At 61.4% G+C, this 18311-nt stretch carries 18 protein-coding genes; 11 read left to right on the top strand and 7 right to left on the bottom strand.

What is annotated here, in order from left to right; all coding sequences use genetic code 11:
* The first annotated feature begins 104 nt into the window (after positions 1–104).
* The 4 genes from CO657_RS10220 (at position 105) to CO657_RS10205 (ending at position 4378) form a co-directional block, all read left to right on the top strand.
* Entirely contained in the window at positions 105–914 is an 810-nt protein-coding gene (locus CO657_RS10220; RefSeq protein ID WP_054182985.1) for a transketolase, read from the top strand.
* On the top strand, positions 915–1871 hold the full coding sequence (locus CO657_RS10215) for a transketolase family protein (RefSeq protein WP_054182986.1): 957 nt from the start codon (positions 915–917) through the stop codon (positions 1869–1871).
* 68 nt (positions 1872–1939) lie between these two features.
* Positions 1940–3406: an FGGY family carbohydrate kinase gene (locus CO657_RS10210; protein WP_054182987.1), complete on the top strand. Its 1467-nt coding sequence runs from the start codon at positions 1940–1942 to the stop codon at positions 3404–3406.
* A gap of 21 nt (positions 3407–3427) precedes the next feature.
* On the top strand, positions 3428–4378 hold the full coding sequence (locus CO657_RS10205) for a sugar-binding transcriptional regulator (RefSeq protein WP_054182988.1): 951 nt from the start codon (positions 3428–3430) through the stop codon (positions 4376–4378).
* A gap of 274 nt (positions 4379–4652) precedes the next feature.
* Here CO657_RS10205 and CO657_RS10200 read toward each other — a convergent pair whose 3' ends face one another.
* Genes CO657_RS10200 through CO657_RS10190 form a run of 3 tightly spaced genes read right to left on the bottom strand, consistent with a single transcriptional unit; the run spans position 4653 to position 7613 of the window.
* Entirely contained in the window at positions 4653–5405 is a 753-nt protein-coding gene (locus CO657_RS10200) for an ABC transporter ATP-binding protein (RefSeq protein ID WP_054182989.1), read from the bottom strand.
* Complete coding sequence (locus tag CO657_RS10195; RefSeq protein ID WP_054182990.1) at positions 5399–6469, bottom strand: FecCD family ABC transporter permease; 1071 nt, start codon at positions 6467–6469, stop codon at positions 5399–5401. The genes CO657_RS10200 and CO657_RS10195 overlap by 7 nt, the downstream gene beginning before the upstream one ends.
* A 7-nt stretch (positions 6470–6476) precedes the next feature.
* Positions 6477–7613 (bottom strand): ABC transporter substrate-binding protein, encoded by a 1137-nt coding sequence (locus tag CO657_RS10190; protein WP_054182991.1) that lies wholly within the window; start codon positions 7611–7613, stop codon positions 6477–6479.
* 115 nt (positions 7614–7728) lie between these two features.
* Between CO657_RS10190 and CO657_RS10185 the strand changes: the two genes are divergently transcribed.
* Positions 7729–8514, top strand: coding sequence for a class I SAM-dependent methyltransferase (locus CO657_RS10185; RefSeq protein ID WP_054182992.1), 786 nt, complete (start codon positions 7729–7731; stop codon positions 8512–8514).
* A gap of 283 nt (positions 8515–8797) precedes the next feature.
* Here CO657_RS10185 and moaA read toward each other — a convergent pair whose 3' ends face one another.
* On the bottom strand, positions 8798–9844 hold the full coding sequence (gene moaA / locus CO657_RS10180; protein WP_054182993.1) for a GTP 3',8-cyclase MoaA: 1047 nt from the start codon (positions 9842–9844) through the stop codon (positions 8798–8800).
* Between the two features lie 182 nt (positions 9845–10026).
* Between moaA and CO657_RS10175 the strand changes: the two genes are divergently transcribed.
* From CO657_RS10175 to CO657_RS10165, 3 genes are read left to right on the top strand one after another with little or no spacing between them, the layout of a single operon-like run.
* Positions 10027–10401: a gamma-butyrobetaine hydroxylase family protein gene (locus CO657_RS10175; RefSeq protein WP_054182994.1), complete on the top strand. Its 375-nt coding sequence runs from the start codon at positions 10027–10029 to the stop codon at positions 10399–10401.
* Positions 10402–10431: 30 nt separating this feature from the next.
* Positions 10432–11622 carry a low temperature requirement protein A gene (locus CO657_RS10170; RefSeq protein ID WP_054182995.1) on the top strand — a complete coding sequence of 397 codons (1191 nt, stop codon included), beginning with the start codon at positions 10432–10434 and terminating at the stop codon, positions 11620–11622.
* Positions 11623–11634: 12 nt separating this feature from the next.
* Positions 11635–11997 carry a pentapeptide repeat-containing protein gene (locus CO657_RS10165; RefSeq protein ID WP_054182996.1) on the top strand — a complete coding sequence of 121 codons (363 nt, stop codon included), beginning with the start codon at positions 11635–11637 and terminating at the stop codon, positions 11995–11997.
* 46 nt (positions 11998–12043) lie between these two features.
* Here the strand turns inward: CO657_RS10165 and CO657_RS10160 are convergent, their stop codons facing one another.
* On the bottom strand, positions 12044–12511 hold the full coding sequence (locus CO657_RS10160; RefSeq protein WP_054182997.1) for a MarR family winged helix-turn-helix transcriptional regulator: 468 nt from the start codon (positions 12509–12511) through the stop codon (positions 12044–12046).
* Between the two features lie 47 nt (positions 12512–12558).
* Here CO657_RS10160 and CO657_RS10155 point away from each other — a divergent pair, with 47 nt between their 5' ends.
* The gene (locus CO657_RS10155) at positions 12559–13539 is read left to right on the top strand and encodes an alpha/beta hydrolase (protein ID WP_054182998.1); all 981 of its coding nucleotides are present in this window, start codon (positions 12559–12561) and stop codon (positions 13537–13539) included.
* Positions 13540–13576: 37 nt separating this feature from the next.
* Positions 13577–14188 carry a pyridoxamine 5'-phosphate oxidase family protein gene (locus CO657_RS10150; protein ID WP_054183124.1) on the top strand — a complete coding sequence of 204 codons (612 nt, stop codon included), beginning with the start codon at positions 13577–13579 and terminating at the stop codon, positions 14186–14188.
* Between the two features lie 24 nt (positions 14189–14212).
* Here the strand turns inward: CO657_RS10150 and CO657_RS10145 are convergent, their stop codons facing one another.
* Together CO657_RS10145 and CO657_RS10140 are read right to left on the bottom strand one after the other, a co-directional pair.
* Entirely contained in the window at positions 14213–15280 is a 1068-nt protein-coding gene (locus CO657_RS10145) for a GGDEF domain-containing protein (protein ID WP_054182999.1), read from the bottom strand.
* Between the two features lie 250 nt (positions 15281–15530).
* Positions 15531–17138, bottom strand: coding sequence for a fumarate hydratase (locus tag CO657_RS10140; protein WP_054183000.1), 1608 nt, complete (start codon positions 17136–17138; stop codon positions 15531–15533).
* 242 nt (positions 17139–17380) lie between these two features.
* Here CO657_RS10140 and CO657_RS10135 point away from each other — a divergent pair, with 242 nt between their 5' ends.
* Positions 17381–18208, top strand: coding sequence for a VCBS domain-containing protein (locus CO657_RS10135; protein WP_054183001.1), 828 nt, complete (start codon positions 17381–17383; stop codon positions 18206–18208).
* Positions 18209–18311 lie beyond the last annotated feature (103 nt).

Here is an 18311-nt window from a genome sequence, read left to right as displayed (position 1 = left end):
TACTCAGGGCGTTCGCTGTTGTCGGATTGTATAAGGGGCTTGACTAATCGGCTTCTTGTGCAAAAATATTGATAAGTGAATATTTATGCACACATGAGGAACCCATGGATACGATAGAACTCGAGCGCATCGCCCGCGAGATCCGATTGCGCGATCTCCAGGCGGTCTTTGAAGCGGGCGCCGGCCATATTGGCGGGGAGATGTCGGTCATCGACATTTTGACGGCGCTCTATTTTCGTGTCCTGAAAATCTGGCCGGATCAGCCCAAGCATCCCGACCGCGACAGGTTCGTCCTTTCAAAGGGACATACGGCCTGTGCTCTCTATGTGACGCTCGCAAAACGCGGCTTTATCCCGGAGGAGGAGGTTTCTACCTTCTTGCAGCCGCATTCGAGGCTGAACGGGCATCCGAATTGCAACAAGGTTCCCGGCGTCGAAACGAATACCGGTCCGCTGGGCCACGGTCTTCCGGTCGCAGTCGGAATGGCGAAAGCCGCCAAGCTCTCGGGCGCGAAATTTCACACCTACGTCGTCACCGGCGACGGTGAGATGCAGGAGGGTTCCAACTGGGAAGCGATCATGGCGGCCGCTCAGTTCAAACTCGACAACTTGACCCTGGTCATCGATCACAACAGGTTCCAGCAGGGTGCGGCGCTTGCCGAAACCAATGATCTCGCTCCGCTTCGCCCGAAGCTCGAGGCCTTCGACTGGGAGGTCACCGAGATCAACGGGAACGTCATGAGCGAAGTTGTTCCGGCTCTCGAACACCGGGGAGCAAAACCGCATTGCATCGTCGCCCATACCAACAAGGGCCATGGAATCTCGTTCATGCAGGACCGGGTCGACTGGCACCACAAGGTGCCGAACAAGGAACAATACGAAATCGCATTGGCAGAACTGTCGGAGGCACTCTAAATGAACGCGTCAGTAAACCCACCCAAGCTCTATGATTGCCGCGACGCATTCGCCTCTACGCTCGAGCGATTGGCAGCCGAAAACGACACGATCGTTGCCGTCTGCAACGACTCCGTCGGCTCCTCCAAGCTCGGCGGCTTCAAGGCGAAGTTCGGAGAGCGCCTGGTCAATGTCGGCATAGCCGAGCAGAACATGGTTGGCGTTGCAGCAGGCCTTGCCAACGGCGGACGCCTTCCCTTCGTATGCGCCGCTGCTCCGTTTCTCACGGGGCGGTCGCTGGAGCAGATCAAGGCCGATATTTCCTACTCGAATGCCAACGTCAAGCTGGTGGGCATTTCTTCCGGAATGGCATATGGCGAACTCGGTCCGACACATCACTCGATCGAAGACTTCGCCTGGACGCGGGTCCTGCCCAACCTTCCGGTGATTGCACCATGTGACCGCATCGAAACCGCCGCTGCCGTTGCGTGGGCCGCGACCTATGACGGGCCCTGTTTCCTGCGTCTGTCTCGCGTTGGCGTGCCTGATCTGCTTCCGGAGGGTCACAGGTTCGAGCTCGGCAAGGCAAATCTCCTTCGCCAGGGTTCCGACGTCACCCTTATTGCCAACGGCACTTTGACGCATCGCATCGTGAAAGCGGCCGAAATCCTCGCGGGCCGCGGCATCAATGCCAGGGTTCTAAACCTTGCGACGGTTCGTCCAATCGACGAAGAGGCTATCATCGCCGCGGCTAGGGAAACCGGAGCGATCGTCACAGCCGAAGAGCATTCGATCTTCGGCGGGCTGGGTTCCGCGGTCGCCGAAGTGGTGGTCGACAATGCTCCAGTGCCGATGAAGCGTCTCGGCGTTCCCGGCATCTATGCCCCCACAGGTTCGGCAGAGTTCCTGCTCGACGAGTTCGGGATGGCGCCGTCGGCAATCGCCGACGCTGCACAGGCGCTGATCAAGCGCAAGTAACTGGGGATCGCGTGAAGCGGCCGGAGCGCATTTGTCGCCCGGCAGCCACCTGATCCGGGGAGGATAGAATGCGGGCAATTCTGGCGATCGACCAGGGCACGACCAATTCAAAGGCAGTTCTCGTTTCTGAAAAGGGAGAGATCGTCGGCAGAGGTTCGGCTCCGGTCGGCATCTCCTATCCGAAGCCGGGCTGGGTTGAACAGGACCCGCGCCGGCTTTACGCCTCGGTCCGCGAAGCGGTCGACGCCTGCCTGAAGGCCAGCTCGGCTGTCACCATCGAGGCCGTGGCGATTTCCAACCAGCGTGAATCCGTCACTGCCTGGGACGCCGAAACGGGAGAAGCGCTTGGACCGTTGGTCAGCTGGCAGTGCCGCCGAACGGCGCCGGATTGCGAGCGTCTCATTGCCAAGGGCCACCTCGGCCGGGTGCAGGCGCTCACCGGCCTGCCCTTGGATCCGATGTTTCCGGGTTCCAAGTTCCGATGGCTGCTCGACCGTGTTCCGGCCGGGCGATCGGTGCGGCTGGGAACGGTCGACAGCTGGCTGGTCCACTGCCTGACCGGCGGGCGCCGGCATGCTTGCGATGCATCGAATGCCGCCAGGAGCCAATTGTTCGATCTCCGGGAGCAGAGATGGAGCGAGGAGCTTGGCGAGATCTTCGGCGTGGATATCGCGCTCCTTCCCGAGGTGCTCGACAGTTCTGCCGATTTCGGCAGAACGCAGGGATTGCCGGGGGTGGCGGATGGCACGCCCATCATGGCCGCGATCGGCGACAGCCACGCTGCCCTATTCGGTCACGGCGCCTTCACGCCGGGCGACGGCAAGGTGACCTTCGGAACCGGCTCTTCCGTCATGACGACGCTTGCGCAATACATTGCCCCGCGCAACGGCGTCACAACCACGGTCGCATGGCGTATCGGGGGAAAGCCGACCTTCGCTTTCGAAGGCAATATTCTCGTCTGCGCCGCCAGTCTTCCCTGGATGGCTGATATTCTCGGCCTTGCGGATGTGGCGGCGCTTGTCGAACTTGCGGAAAGTGCCGAGCCGGGCGGACCCGGCTTCGTGCCGGCATTCGTGGGGCTGGGAGCACCTTACTGGAATGCCGATGCCCGCGCCCTGTTCTCTCAGATCAACTTCAATACGACGCGGGCGCAAATGGCGCGGTCGGTTACCGATTCCATCGCCTTGCAGGTGCATGACGTGATTGCGGCCATGCGGGCACAAAGCGGCGGTGCGCTCGGCGCGCTCTATGTGGATGGCGGACCGAGCCAGAACCGCTTCCTGATGCAGTGTGTCTCCGACCTCATCAACCATCCGGTGATCCAATGCGAAGCACCCGAGGCATCGGCTTTGGGCGCTGCTTATCTGGCGGGCCTGTCACTTGGCTTGTGGAGCGATCTCGACATGGTCGCGGGGCTGCCTCGAAAGTCGCAAACCATCCAGCCGCAACCCGTGGATCGAGCGGGGCTTCTCGATAGCTGGAATGATGCGCTCGCCCGCTCGACGGCCCGCGAAACAAAGGCTAAAGGTGAATAAAAATTCACTCTGGGATTAGCGATGACTCGCCTCAACGAACTCCGCCTCATTTCAAGGGTCGCCCAGATGTACCATATCGAGGGGCGGCGGCAGGCGGAGATCGCACAGCACCTTCGGCTGTCGCAGGCGACGGTGTCGCGCATGCTCAAGCGCGCCGAGGCTGAAGATATCGTGCGAACCAGCGTGATCCCTCCCGTCGGCACCTATAGCGAACTCGAGAGCGCGCTTCGCGAGAAATACGATCTGCCGGAGGCGATCGTCGTCGAGTGCACGGAAGATCGGGACGGCGCCATCATGGCCCGCATCGGCGAGGCAGCGGCGCATCTCCTGGAGGTGACGCTTGCGCCGGGGGAGATCATCGGCGTTTCGAGCTGGAGCCAGACCATTTTCAAGATGGTCGAGAACATTCATCCGCAGAAGAGTGCGCAGGTGAAATATGTCGTCCAGACCCTTGGAGGCATGGGCGATCCTTCGGTGCAGACGCATGCGACGCAGCTGACCACGCGGCTTGCGCGGTTGACCGGCGCCGAGCCGAAGCTGCTCCCCGTGCAGGGCGTGACGTCATCCAGAGAAGCAAAACTTCTGATGCAGGCCGATCCGTACGTCCGCGAAACGATGGACCTGTTCGGCAGCATAACGCTGGCGATCGTCGGTATAGGCGCCGTCGAACCGTCCGAACTTCTCGCACGGTCCGGCAACATCTTTTCGTCCCGCGAATTGTCCGATCTCGCGGAAGCCGGCGCCGTCGGCGATATCTCGCTGCGCTTCTTCGATAAAAACGGCAAGCCGGTGAAGACGCCCCTTGATGATCGGGTCATAGGGCTTCCACTTGAGGATCTCGAGCGGGTGGAGCGGGTTATCGCTCTTGCTGGCGGGTCGAAAAAGACTGACGCTATTGCCGGCGCGTTGCGGGTGGGGGTCATCGACATGCTGGTTACGGACAAGTTTACGGCGCAGCGATTGATCGACTGATGAGGTAGGCGGCTGCCGCGGCGGTGGCTGGAGTGGGAGCCCCGCCTCGTCCTTCGAGGCTTCGCCCTTTGGGCTACGCACCTCAGGATGAGGCTCTCTTGGGCGTTGGCATCTCTAGCTGAGGCGTTCTCGGGCGTTGGAATCTCAGGCTGAAACGTGCTCGGGTGTTGGCACTTCAGGTTGAGGCTTTCTTGGGTGTTGACGTCTCAGAATGCGGCTTTCCTGGGCAATGGCGCTTCAGGGTGCGCAGTCTTTCGCGTTGGTTCTGCCAGCCTCAATGCGCCGTTCCATCCACGATCACATGATCATGGTCCAGCGAGCATTTCTCTACACGGGCTTCCACCCGGTAGATTTCCCGCAGCATCTCGGTGGTGACCACGTCGCTGGGGGCGCCGCAGGCGCGCATGCGGCCGTTGGCGATGAGGAGGACTTTGTCGGCGAAGCGGAGCGCCTGGTTGAGGTCGTGGATGGCGATCAGCACCAGCATGCCTTTGGCGCGGGCCTGGCGGCGCATGAAATCCAGGACCTCGACCTGGCGGTGGAGGTCGAGCGCGCTTGTGGGTTCGTCCATCAGCATGATCTCCGGCTCGCGGACGAGCGCCTGGGCGATCGAGACGAGCTGGCGCTGGCCGCCGGACAGCGCGCCGAGATCGCGGAAGGCCAGCGCGGTGATATCGAGTGCTGTCATGATCTCGTCGATGAAGCGTAGGTCGCTATCGCCGACGGCCCAGGACTGGCCTTGTTTACGGGCGAGCAGGATGGATTCGTAGACGGTCAGCACCGCATTGGCCGAGCTATCCTGCGGCATGTAGCCGATGGCGTTTTTTGCCTTCGAGCCTTCGACGACGACATTGCCCGGGCCCTTGAGCAGGCCGGTGATGCGCTTGAACAGCGTCGACTTGCCGGCGGCATTCGGGCCGATGACGGCGACGATCTCGCCCGATTTCATCACCGGCGTCGTCACGTTCTCGACGAAGAGCTTGCGGCCGTGATAGGCGCCGACCGATTGCAACTGAAGCGCTACCATGACCGGCTCCTGTTCGAGAGGATGAGCGAGAAGAAGAAGGGCACGCCGACCAGCGCGGTGATGATGCCGATCGGGAAGACGACGCCGGGGATGATCGACTTCGAGACGATCGAGGTCAGCGACAGCAATAGCGCGCCCGACAGGATCGAGCCCGGCAGGAAGAAGCGCTGATCCTCGCCGAGAATCATGCGGGCGATATGCGGCCCGACCAGGCCGACGAAACCGATGGTGCCGACGAAGCTGACGGGGACTGCGGCAAGCAGCGAGACAACCAGCATGGTTTCCAGGCGGATGCGGCGGACATTGACGCCGAAGCTCGCGGCCTTGTCCTCGCCGAGGCGGATGGCGGTCAGCGCCCAGGCATTGCGGGCAAAGAGCGGCAACGCAATCAGCAAGACGGCGAGCGTCACCCAGATTTTCGGCCATGTCGCCTTGGTCAGGCTGCCCATCGTCCAGAAGACGACGGCCGAAAGCGCCTGTTCGGAGGCGAGATATTGCAGGAAGGCGAGGGCCGCATTGAAGGTGAAGACCAGGGCGATGCCGAGCAGCACCACGGTCTGCACCGAGACGCCGCGGGCCTGCGAGACGAAATGGATGAAGAGCGTGGCAATCAGCGCCATGACGAAGGCGTTGACTGGCACCAGCAGACCGGCGGCCACCGGCAGAAGCGGAACGCTGGTGACGATCGCCAGAGCCGCGCCGAAGCTTGCCGCCGCCGAAATGCCAAGCGTGAAAGGGCTGGCGAGCGGATTGGCGAGGATCGTCTGCATCTGCGCGCCGGCAACGGAGAGCGAGGCGCCGACGACGATCGCCATGACGGCGACCGGCATGCGGATGTTCCAGACGACGGCGCGGACCTGATCCGAAACGGAGGAGGGGTCGAGGAGGGCGGCCACGACCTCACTGAGGCTATAGCGGGCCGGGCCCCAGGCGAGATCGACGGCAAAGGACAGACAGAGCGCTGCCGTCATGGCAGCGAGGATCAACAGCTTGCGCCGGGCGAGCGCGCGGTAGCGCTCCCTCCCGGCTTCGGCTTCCATCGATATGGCGGCGATCTCGGCCATGTCTGTTTTACTCAGCTGCCTTGGCGTCGACCCAGTAGCCTGGCTGATAGGCGACCGGCAGGAATTTTTCGTGGAATTCCTTGAAGGTGGCATCCGGATCGAGATCGGCAAAGAGGTTCGGGTGGAACCACTTGGCGAGCTTCTGGACGGCGACGAACTGATAGGGGCTGGTATAGAACTGATGCCAGATCGCATGGACATTGCCGCCGGCAACCGCCCTGGAGCCGGTGAAGGCCGGATTTTCCATCAGCATGTTCAGCGCCTTGCGGCTGTCGCCGAAGGTGGAAGCGGCATTCGGGCCGACATTGACGTAGTCCTTGGCGTCCTTGGTCTGGCTCCAGTTGGAGCCGGTGACGACGATGACATCGGGGTTGGAAGCGACGACCTGCTCGGCATTGATCGAGCCGGTGTAGCCGGGCAGGAAATCGGAGCCGAGATTGTGGCCGCCGGCCCAATCGACCATCAGGCCGAAATTATCGGGACCGAAAGTGCCGCAGCATTCCACCAGGCCGGCGGCACGGTACATGAAGACATTCGGTTTCGGCGGATTGGCGGCCTTCAGCCTGTCGGTCACCCGCGCCATCTGCTCTTTCCAGTAGGCTGCGACGGCTTCGGCGCGGTCCTCATGGCCGAAGAGCTGGCCGAGGATCTTCAGGCTCGGCTCGGTGTTGGCGAGAATATGCTCGCGAAAATCGATGTAAACGATCTTCACGCCGATGCCGGCGAGCATGTCCTCGAGCTTCACTTCGTCGGCCGCCGTCTTGTTGCCGATCGGCAGCAGAAGCACGTCGGGATGAAGCTTGACAACGGTCTCGGTCTGCAGCGTGCCGTCCGTCAGATTTCCGAGAAAGGGCAGGTCCTTGCCCTTGGGGAATTTCTCGACATAGGCGTTGAAGCTGTCCTTGTCGGTGGTCCAGAGATCGTTGCGCCAGCCGACGATCTTGGCGAAGGGATCTTCCTTCTCGATCGGCGCGACGGCGTAGAGCATGCGGCCTTCCCCAAGGATCACACGCTCGACCGGCTTGTCGAAGCTGACTTCGCGGCCCGCGACATCCTTGATGGTGAAGGACTGCGCCCAAGCCGAAAGCGGCATCAAGCCGGCAATCGCAGCTGCGGAAACTGCGAGCATTTTCACGAAATTCATCTGGAAATTCCCCTGACGTCTGAATAATGTCCGCAGGCATAAGAAATATGACTTTGTGAATCAAGTTATATGTTTTAGAGCATTTCCAAACTGATCCGATGCCGGGGCTCTCAAGATGAATTCGATGAATACAAATTACTCCATCCGCGACGAAATCCGCGATTTCTGGTCGGAGAGGGCGGCAACCTTCGACCAGAGCGTCGGCCATGAAATCTTTTCTGAAGGCGAGCGGAAGGGCTGGCAGCGGCTGATCCGTAAGCATCTCGGCGCGGGGCAGGGACGGGCAGCGCTCGATCTTGCCTGCGGCACCGCCGTGATCTCGCATCTCATGAACGATGTCGGCTTCAAAGTCACCGGGCTCGATTGGTCGGATGCGATGCTGGCGCAGGCGCGCGCCAAGGCGAAGAAGCGCGGGACCGATATCCGCTTCGTTTCCGGCGACGCCGAGAATACCATGGAGCCGCGGGGGAGCTACGACGTTATCACCAACCGGCATCTCGTCTGGACGCTGGTGGATCCGGCGTCGGCCTTCAAAGAATGGTTCGCGGTGCTGAAGCCGGGCGGCAGGGTGCTGATCGTCGACGGCAATATGGGTCGGGAGACCTGGGTCAAAGGCCTGCAGAAGCTTTGGACGAAGCTCACGGGCAAGCCGGCGGCGAGCCACATGTCGCCTGAGATGATGGCGCGGCACCAGAAGATCCGCTCCCGCGTGCATTTCTCCCATGAGATGCCGGCCGAAGCGATCGTCGAGCTTCTGCGCAAGGCCGGTTTTGTCGACATCGTGGTCGACCGCAAGCTCGGCGACATTCATTGGGCGCAGGCGCGCAAGATGCCGTTCCTGCGCGGGCTCGAGCGGATGGTGCAGGAGCGGTTTGCGATTTGTGCGCGCAAGCCGGGGTGAGGGGGCTGCGGCTTCTCCCTCTTCTCCCCAGCGGGGAGAAGGTGGCCCGAAGGGTCGGATGAGGGGGCGGCACGGCACGCCATTTACTATTGCCCTTCGCTTGCGCTCAGCGCATGCGCTCCTGTCGTCGCGCCCCCCTCATCTGCCCTGAAGGGCATCTTCTCCCCGCTGGGGAGAAGAGGGAGCCTGCCGCACTGTATCCCGGCCCTTCGCTTGGGCTCAGGGCGTTCGACGCTGCGATCGATTCACTGGATCGATCGCTCCCGCTTTGCGGGACCGCGTCTCACCCACCAGTGACACTCATATGCCGGGCCACCGCCGGCCTGTTGTGCGTGCGGTCGATGATGAAGTCGTGGCCCTTCGGTTTGCGGGTGATGGCTTCGTCGATGGCGGCGTGGAGGAGGGCGTCGTCTTCGGTGGCGCGCAGTGCGGCGCGCAGATCGGCGGCGTCGTTCTGGCCGAGGCACATATAGAGCGTGCCGGTGCAGGTGAGGCGGACGCGGTTGCAGCTCTCGCAGAAATTATGGGTCATCGGCGTGATGAAGCCAAGGCGGCCGCCGGTCTCTGTGACCCTGACGTAACGGGCCGGGCCGCCGGTCTGGTAGTCGATATCGGTTAACGTGAACTGACGTTCGAGATCGGCGCGAAGCTCGGAGAGCGGCAGGTACTGGTCGGTGCGGTCCTCGTCGATCTCGCCCATCGGCATGGTTTCGATGACGGTGAGATCCATGCCGCGGCCATGGGCGAAGCGCAGGATTTCGGGCATCTCGGCGTCGTTGAAATCCTTGAGCGCCACGGCGTTGAGCTTGATCTTGATGCCGGCTTTCTGAGCGGCGTCGATGCCTTCCATGACCTTGACAAAATCGCCCCAGCGGGTGATCTTGCGGAATTTGTCGGGGTCGAGCGTATCGAGCGAGACGTTGATGCGGCGCACGCCGCAATCATAAAGCTCCTCGGCATGGCGGGAGAGCTGCGAGCCATTGGTCGTCAGCGTCACCTCGTCGAGGCCGGCGCCGATCTTTTCGCCGAGCCGGCGGACGAGATACATGATGTTCTTGCGCACCAGGGGTTCGCCGCCGGTGAGCCGGATCTTCTTCACGCCCTTGGCGACGAAGGCGGAACAGAGACGGTCGAGTTCCTCAAGCGTCAACAGGTCCTTTTTCGGCAGGAAGGTCATATTCTCCGCCATGCAATAGGTGCAGCGGAAATCGCAGCGATCGGTGACGGAGACGCGGAGATAGGTGACTGCCCGGCCGAAAGGGTCGATCATCTTATGTGCATCCGCCGTGAGCGGCGATGCGTTGCCTATCGTTCCGACTCTCGTATTCACCAATTCCTCCGCGGGCGGATCTGAAGCGCGCCAGACCAGATGCCTGCCTGTTTTCAAGCGATATCTTTCTATGTGTGCATATGTGATTGCGCCGTCAAGGGAAACGGATTTCGCACACGCTAATTTGCGCTTGCCTCGAAAAAGGCGAACGCCTACTGCTCCAGAGGAAAGAGGTGACAGAGATGAGCGATATCTGGCCGAGCGAACTTCGTGTTTCGAAAGACCGGCAGAGGCTGGCGATAACCTTCGACGACGGCCAGAGCTTCGACCTTTCGGCGGAACTCTTGCGCGTGCTGTCGCCGTCGGCCGAGGTGCAAGGCCACGGGCCGGGACAGCGGGTGACGGTGCCGGGCAAGCGCAACGTCGCGATCATCTCGATGACGCCGACCGGCAATTATGCCGTCAGGATCGGCTTCGACGACATGCACGATACCGGCATCTACACCTGGACCTATCTGCGCGAACTCGGCGAACGGGGCGCCGAGCTGTTTTCGGCCTATGAGGACGAGCTCAGGGAAAAGGGCATGAACCGCGACACGGCGGAAAAGCCGCGCTGAATTTCACATAACCAGCCATCGGGGGGCCATATGGCGAAAACGAACGGAAAGAACTGGCTGCGCGCCAAGGGGAGCGCGGCCGGCAGCAAGGTGACCTTTCTCGAACTGTTCTTCGACCTGGTCTTCGTCTTTTCGATCTCGCAGCTTTCGCATGCGCTTGCCGCCCATTATACGCCGCTCGGTGCCGCCGAAGCGGCGCTGATGACCTTTGCCGTCTGGTGGGTTTGGATTTTCACCGCCTGGGTGACAAACTGGCTCGATCCCGACAAGATGCCGGTGCGCGGCATGCTGGTGGCGCTGATGATGCTCGGGGTGCTGCTGTCAGCCTCCATTCCCGAGGCCTTCGGCGACAAGGGGCTGCTGTTTGCCGGCGCCTATGTGGCGATGCAGGTCGGGCGCTCGCTGTTTACCACTTATGCGATGACACGCGTCGACCGCGCCAATACGCTGAATTTCGTCCGCATCACCAGCTGGCTCGTGGTGGCCGCCGTCTTCTGGATTGCCGGTGGGCTGCTCGAGCATGAAGCCCGATTGATCGCCTGGGTGATCGCGCTGGCGATCGAATATGCCGGCCCGGCCGCGGGCTTTGCCGTGCCCGGGCTCGGCCGTTCGAAGCCGAGCGACTGGGACGTTTCCGGCGCCCATATGGCCGAGCGCTGCGCGCTCTTCGTTATCATCTGCCTCGGCGAGGCGATCCTGGTTTCCGGCCGCACCTTTTCGGAGCTGCCGGTTTCGGGGCTGACCGGCATCGTCTTCATCACCGGTTTCATCGGAACGGTCGCCATGTGGTGGCTTTATTTCCGTTTTGGCCACGGGCGCGCCGCCCACCGCATCGAGCATGAGGCGACCCCGGGGGCCTTGGCGCGGCAGGCTTTCACCTATGGGCACATCCCGATCCTTGCCGGCATCATCGTCCATGCGGTGGCCGTCGAGTTCATGTTCTCGCATCCGCATGAGATGGGCGATCTCGGCATTGCTGCCGCGGTGCTCGGCGGCTCCGGCCTGTTCCTGATCGGTAATCTCTGGTTCAAGGGCGCGACCAGCGGGCAGCTGCCGCTGTCGCACCTTGCCGGCCTCGTGTTGCTGATCCTGCTTGCCTTCGCGGCACCCTTCATCGAGATCTATCTGCTGGGCATTCTGGCGACGCTGGTGCTGATCATCGTTGCCGCCTGGGAATACCGCTCGCTGAGCGGTACATCGCCGGCGCCGACGCTGCATTGAGGACCTGCCGGTATGAGCCGTGACATCACATCCGAAAAAATTCTGGCCCGCTATGCAGCAGGAGAACGCAATTTTCGGGGGCTGGAACTCGACGATGGAGCTTGCGATTTTAGCCATGCCGATCTTCGCGGGGCGGTCTTCGCCGGAAGTTTCATTGTTGCGAGCTTCGCAAGCGCGAACCTTGAAGGCGCAGACTTTTCCGATTGCAATGTAAAAACCTGCGACTTTTCGGGCGCAAGGTTGGCATCGGCAACCTTCCTCGGATCGGCAATCGATGCGGCCGTCTTCAATGGCGCGGATCTGACGGGCGCTATCTTCGAAAAGGCCGGTGCCTTCGGGCATATTTTCGGCAAGGGCGAATTGCCGTCACACTGAGGGTGGCTGGCGACAATTCCTACGAAACCGATCTGCTGAACGAGATTTAGTCCTCGTCCCTGAGATCCTGTAGCAACGCGCCGATGATGCGCTCCATAGAATCTGCGGTCGCCATGCATTGCTCGATCGGCTCGTCGGAGAGCGTGCGTTCGATGAGGTCGGTCTGGATCGCCATCGCCGCCTCGGTCAACCTTCGGCCTTCGCCGGTGAGGTGGAGGCGCAGCACGCGCTTGTCTCGTTCGTCGCCGCGCCGCTCGATCAGCCCGCGCTTTTCCATCTGCGGTAAGAGCATGCTCATATTGGAGCGGCCGACGAGCAGCTTGCGCGCCAGTTCCTGCTGCGAGATGCCTTCGAAACGATAGAGATTGACCAGAATGTCGAGGTGCGGCGGCTTGATGTCGAGATCGGCAAGCGAGCGCGTCAGCGACTGCTGCATCAGCTGACAGGCCCGCGCCACCGCGATCCAGCTGCGAAAACGCGGATGATCCCAGGGAAGGGATTGATTTTTGTTCATCGTTGTACTTTATTGTTCAGTGTTGAACAGTATTTTGGATTCTCACTATGGCAAATTTTGCGCTTGAGGTCACCCGTCTGGGGTTTTCGGCTCTGCAGGCGATTTCGCCCCATCTGGCGGGCAGGGCAGCGTTCCGGCTGTTCTGCCGCACACCGTCGTCGCGGCCGAAGGGAGCAAGGGCGAAGGCGGCGCATGCTGCGGGTGCGGCCCGGCTGGCCGGCGCCGAACGCTTCATCCTCAACCTTGCCGGCGGGGCGAAAGCGCATGCCTATCGGCTGAATGGCGGGGCGCGGGGAAAACGCCAGCGTTTGCTGGTGACGCATGGATGGGGCTCGAGCGCCGAATATATGGCCGAGTTGGTTTCGATGCTTGCGGCAACGGGCGCGGAGGTGGTGGCGCTCGATTTTCCCGGCCACGGGCGCGCTGGCGGGCGCTTCCTGCACATGGGTCTTGCGGTCGAGGCGATCGCCGCGGCCGAGGTGCGCTTCGGCGGCTTCGATGCGGTTATCGGCCATTCCTTCGGCGGTGCGGCGCTGATGGTCTCAGCGGCAGGCCTGCTGCCGGGCGTGGCGCCGGTCGCTTGCCAGCGGCTGGTGCTGATCGGCGCGCCAAGCGAGATGGCCTGGCTGTTTACCGATTTCGGCCGGATGATCGGCCTTCGCCCGGCTGCGCAAGCGGCGCTGGAGACTAAAGTCCAGCGCGTCACCGGCCGGAGACTTGACGAGTTCGATGCCGGCAATGCCGCGAGTGGCATCGGCCGGCCGGTGCTCGTCATCCATGCCGAGGACGACAAGGAGGTGCCGCCGGCCCATGCCAGGCGCTATCAGGCCGCCGGGAAGGACGTGCGGCTGCACTGGGCGAACGGCTTCGGCCATCGGCGCATCGTCGGCGCGGCGCCCGTCCTTGCCGCGATCGCAGCATTTCTCGAAGGCGATCGGGGCGAAGAGGGTGTTTCCGAGGAAAGCATCAAAAAAGATGCGGAGATCATTCCGTTTTTTGAGCTTCCGGCGCGGCGCGCGGCATTATAGCGTCCGTCGCAACGATCAAGCCGCGGCGGGACGCCTCATGAAAATCATCAGCAGCATCGAAGAGCTCAATAGGATCTACGGCGCAGGTCTGTCACAGGCCTCGGTCGACAAGGTGACCAAGCGGCTGACGCCGCTCTATCGGGAGATGATCGATATCTCGCCCTTCGCAGCACTTGCGACCGTCGGTCCGGAAGGGCTCGACTGTTCGCCGCGCGGCGATCTCGGCGGCGTGGTGCGCGTCGTCGATGACGAGACACTGCACCTACCGGATTGGCGCGGCAACAACCGCGTCGACTCCCTCTCCAATATCGTGCGTGATCCCAGGCTTGCGCTGATGTTCCTGATCCCAGGCTCGAACACGACGATGCGCATCAACGGCCGCGGCGTCGTCTCGGATGACGAGGCGCTGCTTGCAAGCTTCGAGATGGACGGCAAACATCCGCGCACGGTCGTCGTCATCTCGATCGACGAGGTCTATTTCCAGTGCGCACGCGCCGTGATGCGGGCCGAACTGTGGAACGCCGAGCGTTTCGCCGACCCCGCAAACCTGCCCACGCCCGGCCAGATGCTGAAGGCCGCGGTCAACGATTTCGACCAGGAAACCTACGACCGGGAATGGCCGGGACGCGCAGCGAAGACGATGTGGTAAAACCGCCCTGGCGCGGAACGGCCGTCAGGTCTTGTAGATCAGCCAGCTCTTGGTGAAATCCTTCTGCATGCCGTCCTGATAGAGGATGGTGCAGTTGCGGCCGGCATTCTTGGCGCCGTAAAGGGCGATGTCGGTCTTGCTGTAGAGCTCGCCGGCATCCTCGGCGCTGGAGGCCATGCAGATGCCGATCGAGACGGTGATCGGGCCATAATTGACCCGCGTGCGGGAATTCTTGAACGGGGTCGTTTCCAGGGTGCGGCGGATGCGCTCGGCGATTGCCGTGATTTCCTCGGGCGTATTGCCATCGATAATCAGCGCGAATTCCTCGCCGCCGGCACGGGCGACGAATATGTCGCGCCGGACGTTGCTGCGGATGACCGAGGCGACGGTGGCAAGGATCTTGTCGCCGACGGGATGGCCATAGGTGTCGTTGATCTTCTTGAAATTGTCGATGTCGGCGAGCAGCAGGGCCGTCACCGGCCGCATGCCCGGATTGTTGAAGACGGCGGCGAGGCGCTCGTCAAAGGCGCGGCGGTTGGACAGGCGCGTCAGCGAATCGGTGTTGGCGATGCGTTTGTATTCGTCCAGTTCCTTGCGGACCTGGTCCATCTCCTGCGAGCGCTGGACGACGTCCTCGACGGTGCGTTCGCCATGCGCCATGGTGTCGCCGGTCGCCTGGCTCAAAAGTTCGATGGCGTTTTCGATCAGCTCGACGCTGGCATTGCTCTTGGAAGTGATGCGCTTATGGGTCTCGCCGAGCAGCCTTGTATAGCTTTCGAGCGAACTCTGCTCCTGCCTCAGGATCCGCAGCAGGCCATCGAGTTCGCCTGATATGCGGGTATGGGCGTCATCGACGACGCGGGCCGGGCTGCTGGTGAAATATTGCGCGCCGAGCGCGTCGAGTTCGGCCTGCGTCGCCTGGCTGCCGAGCGCTGAAAGCTCCCGGGTGAGCGCCGGATTGGAGCCGATATAGGCCTCGTAGAAGAGTTCGTAATTGCGCGGTATCGGCGCAACGCCCATCGAGCGCATGGCATAGGTGATCTGGCCCGCGACATCGGGAACCTGCACCTTGGGCGCGACAGCCGTATTCATCCGGCGAACTCCTCATATATTCAAAGGCAATATTCTATTTGGTAGCTTAAATTTCTTGGGAAAAGATTAAAGCGATATATACCAAATACTACATACGACAATCGCCCTATGCGTCAATACTTCCTGCAGGCCCATGATTCTGCACGGAAAAACGGATCTTTGGCGAGACAGTGCATACTCTCTGTATAGGAGTGGCGTCTGAAAAACTTACAGTTCTTCTCTTCAGGAGATCGTATTCGACTTGTCGATATCACCCCAGGTTCAATTCCTGGAAGAAATCATTGCCCTTGTCGTCGATGACGATAAAGGCGGGGAAGTTTTCGACCTCGATCTTCCACACCGCTTCCATGCCGAGTTCGGGATATTCGAAGACTTCGACCTTGCGGATGCAGTCCTGGGCGAGGCGGGCGGCGGGGCCGCCGATCGAGCCGAGGTAGAAGCCGCCGTGTTTCTTGCAGGCCTCGCGCACCGCCCGTGACCGGTTGCCCTTGGCGAGCATCACCATCGAGCCGCCGAAGGACTGGAACTGGTCGACGTAACTGTCCATGCGGCCGGCCGTCGTCGGGCCGAAGGAGCCGGAGGCGTAACCGGCCGGCGTCTTGGCGGGGCCGGCGTAATAGACCGGGTGGTTTTTCAGGTAATCGGGCATGCCTTCGCCCTTTTCCAGACGCTCGCGGATCTTGGCATGCGCCAGGTCGCGGGCGACGATGATCGTGCCGGTCAGGGACAGGCGCGTTTTGACGGGATGTCGCGACAGCTCGGCAAGCACGTCGGCCATCGGGCGGTTGAGGTCGATATGCACAGTCGATTCCGACAGTTTCGCCTCATCGATCTCCGGCATGTATTTCGACGGATCGCTTTCGAGCTGTTCTATGAAGATGCCGTCGCGGGTGATTTTGCCTTTGGCTTGGCGGTCTGCGGAACAGGAGACGCCGAGGCCGATCGGCAGCGAAGCGCCGTGGCGGGGCAGGCGGATGACACGCACGTCGTGACAGAAATATTTGCCGCCGAACTGGGCGCCGACGCCCATCTGCTGTGTCAGTCTGTGGATTTCTTTCTCCATCTCGAGATCGCGGAAGGCGTGGCCGCTTTCGGACCCTTCAGTCGGCAGCTTGTCGAGATAGCGGGTCGAGGCGAGCTTGACAGTTTTCAGGTTCATCTCGGCCGAGGTGCCGCCGATGACGATCGCCAGATGGTAGGGGGGACAGGCTGCCGTCCCTAGCGTCAGGATCTTCTCCTTAAGGAAGTCGATCATCCGATCATGCGTCAGCAGCGAGGGCGTGCCCTGGTAGAGAAAGGTCTTGTTGGCCGAGCCGCCGCCCTTGGCGACGAAGAGGAATTCATAGGCGTCGGTGCCTTCCTCGTAGATGTCGATCTGGGCCGGCAGGTTATTTCGGGTGTTCTTCTCCTCGAACATTTTCACCGGCGCGAGCTGCGAATAACGCAGGTTCTTCTTCTCATAGGCATCCATGACGCCGCGGGCGAGTGCGGCGGTATCGCCGCCCTCGGTCCAGACCCGGCGGCCCTTCTTGCCCATGATGATCGCCGTGCCGGTATCCTGGCACATGGGCAGCACGCCGCCAGCGGCGATATTGGCATTCTTCAACAGGTCGTAGGCGACGAAGCGGTCATTGTCCGTCGCCTCCGGGTCATCGAGGATCGAGGCGAGCTGCTTCAGGTGGCCGGGGCGCAGCAGATGGTTGATGTCGGCAAAGGCGGTTTCGGCAAGCAGGCGGATGCCTTCCGGCTCGACGGTCAGGATCTCCTGGCCCTTGAAGCTGTCGACCGAGACATAGTCGCCGCTGATCTTGCGATAGGGGGTGGTGTCCTTGCCGAGCGGGAAAAGATCGTCAGCCATCGAAGTGACCTTTCTGGTGTGCGTCGCTAATTTGGAACCGGTCTAAATCCGCCGCGGGGCAAAAGCAATCTGGATGCGGGCGGACTCTGGAGGGGAACCATGTTGTGCCGCGGTATGCAGTCGGCATGATGCACGCGGTAGGCGAGTTGGGGAAAAGGTGAAATAGAAGCCGACGACTTCAGGTTGCTTTCCGTTTGGGGCCAGTTCATATTCCCGGCAGCGTTAACCTGCCGGGGCTTCCAATGACAAATGCAAAGCCAACTGCTGTCGACGACCTTCTCGTTTTTTTCGAAAACAATTGGATCCGCGGAGATCTGCTGCGCCTCGCGAGCGATCCCGAGGGAGCGGAGATGTATGCCCGCTTCGTCAACGGCGCGCGTATCGACGCCAAACATGGGCCTGACCATGAAACGATCATTGAGGGCAAGTACGGAACCTTCAAGATGAAACCTGACGGTCACTTCACATATGAGCTGGACTACACGCTCGACGTGGTGAAGAATTTAGGGAAATACGATCAGCTCATCGAGACGCTGAGCTACAAGATGTCCGATGGCTCAGGGGGCACGGACCTCGGCGTGCTGACGCTGGCGATCGACGGCGTCAACGAAGGCGAAAAATACCACGAGGTCCTGGATTTCGACGACATGGGCGTCACGTCGAGGGCGGATAATTTCTTCCTTCCCGACTATCGGGGCTTTGCGCTCTCCGTGAATGGCAGTCAGGAACTGACGCTTCTGAACGGTATCGTCTACGACACCATCCCGGGCGTCGACGCCATCACCGAGGACGGCTTCAGCGATACCGTCCTATCTCCCGGTTCGGCGCCGGTGACGTTGAAAATGGTCGAAGGCCGAGACTTCACCTTTCAGGGTGTTTCGATTGCCGAACTGTCCGCATCGCCCTTTCACCTGACGCTCACTGCCCTGAACGACGGCCAGATCGTCTATCAGCAGGAGCTTGAGGTCACCGATCCCAATCTTATGGTCGAAATCGAAGACATCGATGAAATCAGCTTCGACTTCATGGGCAATTCGGTGGTGATGGACAATATCTCGCTGTTGGTTTGACGCTGGCTCGCTTGCTTGCTGTGTGTGCGGCATGATGCCCCTCACCCTAACCCTCTCCCCGTAAAACGGGGAGAGGGGACGTGCCCTGCGAGAAGTGGGCGGG

The sequence above is a fragment of the Rhizobium acidisoli genome, assembly GCF_002531755.2.
In the GTDB taxonomy this organism is placed as follows: domain Bacteria; phylum Pseudomonadota; class Alphaproteobacteria; order Rhizobiales; family Rhizobiaceae; genus Rhizobium; species Rhizobium acidisoli.
The sequence above is the reverse complement of the archived record's forward strand: the minus strand, read 5'-3'. Positions and strand labels throughout refer to the sequence as shown.

What these genes read in the sequence shown, in the direction of transcription:
- CO657_RS10220 (WP_054182985.1), top strand. Translation starts at nt 105, where the DNA reads ATGGATACGATAGAACTCGAGCGCATCGCCCGCGAGATCCGATTGCGC.
- CO657_RS10215 (WP_054182986.1), top strand. Translation starts at nt 915, where the DNA reads ATGAACGCGTCAGTAAACCCACCCAAGCTCTATGATTGCCGCGACGCA.
- CO657_RS10210 (WP_054182987.1), top strand. Translation starts at nt 1,940, where the DNA reads ATGCGGGCAATTCTGGCGATCGACCAGGGCACGACCAATTCAAAGGCA.
- CO657_RS10205 (WP_054182988.1), top strand. Translation starts at nt 3,428, where the DNA reads ATGACTCGCCTCAACGAACTCCGCCTCATTTCAAGGGTCGCCCAGATG.
- CO657_RS10200 (WP_054182989.1), bottom strand. Translation starts at nt 5,405, where the DNA reads ATGGTAGCGCTTCAGTTGCAATCGGTCGGCGCCTATCACGGCCGCAAG.
- CO657_RS10195 (WP_054182990.1), bottom strand. Translation starts at nt 6,469, where the DNA reads ATGGCCGAGATCGCCGCCATATCGATGGAAGCCGAAGCCGGGAGGGAG.
- CO657_RS10190 (WP_054182991.1), bottom strand. Translation starts at nt 7,613, where the DNA reads ATGAATTTCGTGAAAATGCTCGCAGTTTCCGCAGCTGCGATTGCCGGC.
- CO657_RS10185 (WP_054182992.1), top strand. Translation starts at nt 7,729, where the DNA reads ATGAATTCGATGAATACAAATTACTCCATCCGCGACGAAATCCGCGAT.
- CO657_RS10175 (WP_054182994.1), top strand. Translation starts at nt 10,027, where the DNA reads ATGAGCGATATCTGGCCGAGCGAACTTCGTGTTTCGAAAGACCGGCAG.
- CO657_RS10170 (WP_054182995.1), top strand. Translation starts at nt 10,432, where the DNA reads ATGGCGAAAACGAACGGAAAGAACTGGCTGCGCGCCAAGGGGAGCGCG.
- CO657_RS10165 (WP_054182996.1), top strand. Translation starts at nt 11,635, where the DNA reads ATGAGCCGTGACATCACATCCGAAAAAATTCTGGCCCGCTATGCAGCA.
- CO657_RS10160 (WP_054182997.1), bottom strand. Translation starts at nt 12,511, where the DNA reads ATGAACAAAAATCAATCCCTTCCCTGGGATCATCCGCGTTTTCGCAGC.
- CO657_RS10155 (WP_054182998.1), top strand. Translation starts at nt 12,559, where the DNA reads ATGGCAAATTTTGCGCTTGAGGTCACCCGTCTGGGGTTTTCGGCTCTG.
- CO657_RS10150 (WP_054183124.1), top strand. Translation starts at nt 13,577, where the DNA reads ATGAAAATCATCAGCAGCATCGAAGAGCTCAATAGGATCTACGGCGCA.
- CO657_RS10145 (WP_054182999.1), bottom strand. Translation starts at nt 15,280, where the DNA reads ATGAATACGGCTGTCGCGCCCAAGGTGCAGGTTCCCGATGTCGCGGGC.
- CO657_RS10140 (WP_054183000.1), bottom strand. Translation starts at nt 17,138, where the DNA reads ATGGCTGACGATCTTTTCCCGCTCGGCAAGGACACCACCCCCTATCGC.
- CO657_RS10135 (WP_054183001.1), top strand. Translation starts at nt 17,381, where the DNA reads ATGACAAATGCAAAGCCAACTGCTGTCGACGACCTTCTCGTTTTTTTC.